Origin of the sequence: Brachyspira sp. G79, assembly GCF_002379365.1 — a bacterium.
In the GTDB taxonomy this organism is placed as follows: Bacteria; Spirochaetota; Brachyspiria; order Brachyspirales; family Brachyspiraceae; genus Brachyspira.
Window position 1 is genome coordinate 1932843 of the sequence record NZ_JQIU01000008.1, and the last position, 7388, is coordinate 1940230.

5 protein-coding genes and 1 tRNA gene are annotated in these 7388 nt (G+C 31.6%); 4 read left to right on the forward strand and 2 right to left on the reverse strand.

Annotated elements, in window-relative coordinates; genetic code table 11:
• Nucleotides 1–286 precede the first annotated feature (286 nt).
• From KQ44_RS09920 to KQ44_RS09935, 4 genes are all read left to right on the forward strand, one after another.
• Nucleotides 287–1645: a TolC family protein gene (locus KQ44_RS09920; protein ID WP_096737260.1), complete on the forward strand. Its 1359-nt coding sequence runs from the start codon at nucleotides 287–289 to the stop codon at nucleotides 1643–1645.
• 10 nt (nucleotides 1646–1655) lie between these two features.
• The gene (locus KQ44_RS09925) at nucleotides 1656–2900 is read left to right on the forward strand and encodes an efflux RND transporter periplasmic adaptor subunit (protein ID WP_096737261.1); all 1245 of its coding nucleotides are present in this window, start codon (nucleotides 1656–1658) and stop codon (nucleotides 2898–2900) included.
• Nucleotides 2901–2931: 31 nt separating this feature from the next.
• Nucleotides 2932–6072 (forward strand): efflux RND transporter permease subunit, encoded by a 3141-nt coding sequence (locus KQ44_RS09930; protein WP_096737262.1) that lies wholly within the window; start codon nucleotides 2932–2934, stop codon nucleotides 6070–6072.
• 517 nt (nucleotides 6073–6589) lie between these two features.
• Nucleotides 6590–6877, forward strand: a complete 288-nt coding sequence (locus KQ44_RS09935) for a DUF6506 family protein (RefSeq protein ID WP_096737263.1) — start codon at nucleotides 6590–6592, stop codon at nucleotides 6875–6877.
• A gap of 6 nt (nucleotides 6878–6883) precedes the next feature.
• On the opposite strand, the gene KQ44_RS09940 is transcribed toward KQ44_RS09935, so the two are convergent.
• Together KQ44_RS09940 and KQ44_RS14595 are read right to left on the reverse strand one after the other, a co-directional pair.
• The gene (locus tag KQ44_RS09940; protein ID WP_026364323.1) at nucleotides 6884–7084 is read right to left on the reverse strand and encodes a hypothetical protein; all 201 of its coding nucleotides are present in this window, start codon (nucleotides 7082–7084) and stop codon (nucleotides 6884–6886) included.
• A gap of 77 nt (nucleotides 7085–7161) precedes the next feature.
• Nucleotides 7162–7246: transfer RNA gene (locus KQ44_RS14595), tRNA-Leu, on the reverse strand.
• Between the last annotated feature and the right edge of the window lie 142 nt (nucleotides 7247–7388).

Sequence of the window (7388 nt, forward strand, 5' to 3'; positions counted from 1 at the left end):
ATATGTTTGTATAATTTGTACTATAGATATATACATATTATATATTTATTAATGTTTTTATATATTTTTATGAAAAATTATCTTTTTTGGTATTGTAAGTTTTTTTTACAATTGTATAATTGAATTATAAAAATAACGGGAACTATTTCCATAATTATTCGTCTAATATGCGGAAGTTAGAGATATTATTATTTATAATAACTTGATATTTTTTACCCTAAGTTTATAATATAAAAATTTTATAATAAAAATGTAAAATTAATATAAACTTATGCAGGAGCAGATAGTGAGATTTTATGCTACTTTATTTTTAAGCTTAATATTCAGTTTGGCTTTATACTGTCAGGAAGCAGATACAAATACCATTGATACTACAAATAAGATTTCTATAACATTGGAAGACGCCTTAACTATAGCTTTTGATAATGACAAAACATTAAAACAAGCTGAATATGATGTTCGCATAGCACAAGTTCAAAAAGATGCCTCATTTTCTGATTTATTTATGCCTTCTTTAAGTGTAAGCGGATCATTAAATATATCAGAACCTCAAGAAATTGCTAATATATATACAGGCATAAAAACAAGTCCTGACACTTGGTCTGCTAGTGCCACTTTATCAAAAACGCTTTTTACTGGTTTTAGAAATTGGAACACTGACAGAGCCAGAGATATTAATCTGCAAATGCAAAAAGATATATATTATGATGAAAAGAAAAATGTTGATCTCAATACCAAATTAAATTTTTATAACACATTCGTAGCACAAGAAAATTACAGAGTATACTTACAGCAGCAGATGAATTACAGCAACAGAATGAGAGAAACATACATAAAATACAGAAACGGTCAGGTTTCAGAATATGAATATTTAAATGCTAAAGTACAGTATGAAACTACAAAGCCTCAGGTTGTAACATTGAGCAATCAGTATCAAAGTTTGAAATTAACATTTATAAGACAAATTGGTCTTACAAATGCAGCTGATGATGTAGATTTGGTAGGAAGTATACTAGATGCTACTAATATTACACTTCCAGACATGGCATATGATGATTTGCTTACTATTATTATGAATAATAATATAGAATTAAAAAATATGAGCAGCAATTTGGAAATGCTAGAATATAACAGAAGAGTAGCAAGAAGTTATTTATGGCCTACATTGTCAGCAAGTGCTAATGTCAGTATTATGACAGAAGATCAAGTAAAAAATGAAAATAATAATTTTATTAAAAGACGAGGCTCAAGATTTGATTGGGGAGTAGGACTTTCATTAAGCTATGCTCTTGACTCGTTACTTCCTTTCTCTTCTACAGCAAAAGGAGCTGAAGAAATAGAATTAAGCATAAAGCAGATGGAAGTAAGCTATGAGCAATTAAGAGATACAATAGAAGTAAGCAGCCGAGACCTAATATCAACTGCTAGGTCTCAGGCTTTAAACTTACAGTCGCAGGCAGAAAATGCAAGAACTGCAGCTTATGCCCTGCAGATGGCACAAAGGCAGTATAGAGGAGGTACTATATCTATGCTAGAAGTAAATGATGCCGAAGTAGTATATTTAAATGCCCAACTTGCATATTTGCAGGCTATATATGAATATTTTTCAAGTACTTTACAAGTGTTAAAACTTTTAGGTGCTTAAGGAGATTGTGATGATAAAAAAAATAAACGTACAAATTTTTATATTATGTCTTTCTATTTTGTCTGTTTTGTCTGTTTCATGTAAAAAATCTCAGGCAGACTTAAAAAAGAAAGAAAATCCTATAAGTGTATTGGTAGCAGCCCCTATAAAACAGCACCTAGACGAATATTTAGAGCTTTCTGCTGAAATTAAAGCTACAAAAGAAGTAGAAATATCTTCAGACGTTCCTGGTAAAATAGCTAATATACTTAAATATGAAGGAAGTTTTGTTAATAAGGGGGATACTATAGCATTAATCGACAGATTTGTTATAGGTGCTAATTATGCTTATGCCCCAGCAAGAACTCCTATTTCTGGATATGTTACTACTACATATATGGCTGTAGGAGCATCAATAGCCGCTTCTACTCCAATAGCAAATGTTGCTGACATAAACCAATTAGAAGTAGAAATACAAGTTCCAGAACGCTCTATATCTGGAATAGAATTGGGTCAAAAAGTATTGATAAGAGTACCTTCTTCTCCTAATAAAGAAATAGAAGCCAAAATAACAAAAAGAGATTATGCCGTTAATCCTTCAACACGTACATTGATGGTTAAAGCTCTAATAGATAATAAAGACAGACTTTTACTTCCAGGTATGTTCTCCGATGTTTCAATACTTCTAAACTCTGCTGATAATGTATTTGTTATACCTAATAGTGCTATATTCAGCGATGATTTAGGAAAAAACTACATATATGTTGTAAAAGAGGATAATTCTAATAATCCGCCTCAGGAACTTGCTCAAAGTACAAATAAACAATACAGAGCATATTCAAGAGAAGTTAATATATTATTCACTTCAAAAGATAAAGTTGCCTTAAGCAGCGGACTTGAAGAGGGAGAAGAGGTTGTTATGTTCGGACGTGAATTCTTAAAAAATGGTTCATTGGTTAATAGAATAGAAAATGACCCTACTATATTAGAATATATCACTCCTCAGGCTACTGCAGTGGCTTCAGCTAATACTAATCAAAATACATCAGCAAATCAAACTGCTATTGTTAAAGAAAATACACCTAAAACAACTACTGCCTCTAAACCTACTACTACTGCTAAACAAACAACTGCATCTAAGCCAACTACAACTGCTAAACAGACTACTACTACCCCTAAAACAACAACATCAACTAATACAGCAAAAACTGCAGATACCGTTAAAGATACAGGATCACAAAGCGGTGATAATAGTATTTATTCCATTGGCGGTTAATTATATATTTAATTAAAAGGAGCGATTTTTTATGAGAAGTTTTATTGAACTAATAGTAAAAAGGCCTGTTGCCGTTTTTATGGGAATAGTTGCTGTTGTAATACTTGGTATTGTAAGTTTATCTAGGCTTCCTGTCGATTTTCTGCCAGACATGGAGCTTCCTTTTATTAGTATTAGAACAACTTATGACAATGCAGGTCCTGAAGAGGTTGAAAAATCTGTTTCCAAAATAATTGAAGGAGCTGTTTCATCTGTTAATAATATTAAAGAGGTAAGCTCTACTTCAGAAGAAGAGGACTCAAGAGTTTTCATTGAATTTAACTGGGGAAGTGATTTAGCTTCTGCTACTGCAGATATTAGAGAGGCAATAGATAGAATAAGAAAATCACTACCTGATGATGCAGAAAGTCCTGCTGTTTATAAATTCTCTACTGACAATATTCCAGTTATGGAGATATCATTCTATGGTACTGATAATTTATCTGCATTATACAATTTGGTTGATAATCAAATATTAACCAGTATAGAGCAGGTAGGCGGTGTTGCTATGGCCGAAATAAGAGGAGGACTTAAAACCCAGATTAAAGTTGATGTGGATATGAATAGGCTTCAGGCTTACGGACTTGATATTAATACTATTGTAAACACATTGGCTATAGAAAATCAGAATATTTCAGGCGGTGAAACTTATGAAGGTGTTTATAAATATACTTTAAGAACTACTGGTGAGTTTAAAACTGTTGATGATATAGGTAATGTTGTCGTAGCATTAAAGACAAATAATACTCCTATAAGACTTAGAGAATTGGCTACTATTTATGAAGGATATGATGAAGACGGAGATGTTATTAAAGTTAATGGTACTCCTGCTGTTAATGTTTCTATCAATAAAGAATCTGGGGCTAATACAGTTGCCGTTTCTGAAGGTATAAAGAAAAGACTTGATACTCTTAATCTCCCTGAAGGTATAAAATACGAAGTATTATTTAACAGTGCGGATAATGTTAATAATGCCATAAAAGGTGTTCTTGATACTGCTTGGCAGGGAGGTTTATTTGCTGTTATAATACTTATGCTTTATTTATGGAATGTTAGAACTGTACTTATTATAGCAATATCTATTCCTATGTCGATTATTGTTACATTTACTTTGATGTATTTCTTCGGTACTACTTTAAATATTATTTCACTCTCTGGGCTTGTACTTGGTATTGGTATGATGGTGGATAACTCTATTGTTGTACTTGAAAATATATTCTTCTATAGAAATAACGGATACGGTAAATATTCTTCTGCTATAGACGGTACTTCCACAGTGGCACTTGCAATATCTGCTTCTACTCTTACTACAATAGCTGTATTTTTGCCTTTCCTTTTTGTAGAAGGTCAGACTGGTCAGATGTTTAGAGACTTGTGTATTACTGTTACTGTTTCTATGATAGCCTCTTTGGCTGTAGCTTTAACTATTGTACCTATGCTTGGTGCGAGACTTGTAACTACTAAAAAATCTAAATTCTTATCAAAATTTGAAGATTTCTTTGATAAGCATTTCCACTCAAAAGTAAACTTCATATATGAAAAAGTATTAACATACTCAGTTCATCATAAAAACAGAGTATTAATTCCAGTTATATTAGTGGTATTTACTGTTATTATTGTAGGATTAATATTCATAGGTAAAGAGGGATTCCCTGAATCTGATGAAGGACAGTTTAGAGCAAGCATTACTATGCCTATAGGTACAAGAAAAGAACAGACTGGTGCTTTCGTTGATAGAATGAGAAAAGATGTAGAAGAGGTTGTTGGAAAAGATTTAAGCAGAATTCAAACTAGAGCAAGATCTGGTTCTGATGCCAATAAAGGCGAAATTAGAGCAAAACTTATAGATAAATCTGACGGAAGAACTATTGAAACAGCTGAATATGTTGAGCTTGTTAGAAAAAAATTAGCTAGCTACCCTGCTACTATTAACGTAGATACAGTTAGCAGTATGAGAGGAGGCGGAAACAGTGATTCAAGCGGTATTGATATAGACATAGTAGGAGAAGATTTAGTAAGAGCTAGGGAGCTTGCAAATAGTGTAATAGCGGCATTGCAAGATGTTCCAGGTTTGCGTGATGTACGTTTGAAAAAAAGTGATGCCAGCCCTGAACTTAATGTTACTGTTAATAGAGATTTAGCTTCTAAAATGGGACTTAATATAAATACTGTTGCTAACTCTATTAAAACAAGTTTCGGCGGTACTACTGCTACCAGAATGACTCCAGACAATTCTGATGTTACTGATATTGATGTCATAGTTCAACTTAATGAAAGAGATAGAATCAATATAGATGATGTAAAAAGAATGCTTATACCTACTACTGCTGGAATGGTTCCAGTATCTGCTATAGCGAATGTAGATAAAAGTTTTGCCCCTTCAGAAATAGAGCGAAAAAATGACAGTAGAATAACATCTATTACTGCTTCAGGATATGGAAGACCTATGAACCAAATAATGAATGATGTACAGGCTGCTATTAATGAAAAAGTATTCCTACCTTCTGGTTTCTCTATTGTTTATTCAGGAGATTATGAGGATATGAATGAAGCTTTCGGTCAGCTTATACAGGCTTTATTTTTGGCTTTGGTATTAGTTTATGCTATTATGGCAAGTCAGTTTGAATCTTATATAGCTCCTTTTGTTATTGCTCTTGCTATACCTTTTGGTTTTGCGGGTTCTCTTACATTATTATTAGTTACAGGGCAGACTTTGAGTGTATACAGCGGAATAGGAGTTATAGTTCTTATTGGTATTGTAGTTAATAATGGTATTGTACTTATTGACTATATGAATCAGCTTATGCATGAGAAAAAGATTAATGGCGATAAAGCGGCTTTAATAGCTGGTCCTAGACGTTTAAGACCTGTACTTATGACTTCTCTTACTACAATACTTGGTCTTCTTCCTATGGCATTATCAAGCGGAGAAGGTAATGAAATGTATCAGCCTTTATCACTTGCTGTACTTGGCGGTTTAACAGTTTCTACTATGTTTACTCTTGTTATAGTACCTACCGTTTATGCTGCTATTAGAAACAGAATACCTCTTAAAGATTATGATGCTAAAGATTTGGCTAGTGTTGAAACCACAGGAAATATTGATAATGCTTTAAGCACACCTGGAAAATAATAAGTTAATAATTAAATAAATAATAAAAGGCTTGAGTTTAATACTTAAGCCTTTTTATTTTAACCTTATATTATAGCATTATAAACTAAAAAAGCACTTGGGTGGGCAGTTAAAATAACAGACAAAGCTAAAAAAATAAAAATAAGTTAAAAATAACAAATAGTACCCAAAAAATTAAAGGGTGGGAATGAAAATAGATTTTTAAATTTTATTTTAATCCCCGCCCCTTTAGATTTAAAAGCCTTATTTTTTAATTAAGTATAATTAAATCTTATTAGCATGTATTTCTTTAAGAACACCCGCCCAAAGCGTTATTTAAATTAAGACTTTCCTCTACGCACGTAACATGAAACATTTATATACAATACAAATTAGAATTTATAATTAGTTTATATATAATAATAGATTAAACGTGCATTTAATAATATTATAAATTTAAAAACTATCATAAAACTTGAAATTATATATTTATTTTATATTATATAAATACTTTTTTAATAATAAGAGGTAATGAAAAATGAAATTCGCTTACTTAATAATGGGTAAAATTTTTGACAGCAATAAAGACAGAGCATATATTCATAATGAAATATCTCAAATTATAGGAGTATCTGATATGGAAGAAGCCTGTAAAATTGCAAAAGAACTTCAAAATGAAGGAGTTGACTGTATAGAGCTTTGCGGCGGATTTGGAGAAGAAGGGGCAAGAAAAATAATAGATGCTACAGAAAATAAAATTGCTGTAGGATTTGCAGTGCATTTAGAAGAGCAGAATGATATTTATAAAAAACTTTTCGGCAGATAAAAGCTATTATGAATTAGATTTATACAAGAAACCTGTAACTATAACTATAATACCAACAAGCATAGTAAAAGGAGCTAGAAAACCCATAAAACCTTCTGGGTGCTGTCCTACAAGTGCAATAAATAAAAAACTTAAAGCAAATATTAGAAGTCCTATAATTAGGATAATTAAATTTTGTTTTGAAAGTTTATCGTGATTATTTACCATATTTAATATACAAAAAAAGTTCATAGCCTAGAATACAGCTACAAACCTTATTATTTACTCCGTTATTTAGTTCTATTTGCTCGGGGCCGGAATCGAACCGGCACGGTCGCAAGGACCAGCAGATTTTAAATCTGCTATGTCTACCAATTCCATCACCCGAGCTGGTAGTTGCTTTATATATTATCATATTAACAAAAAAAAATCAAGTTTTATTTATAAAAAATATTCATTTATTATGTAATTATATAACTTAAATAAAAATTGGGAGCCTATGGCAAGTTTACTTGATAAAAGACTTTAACTG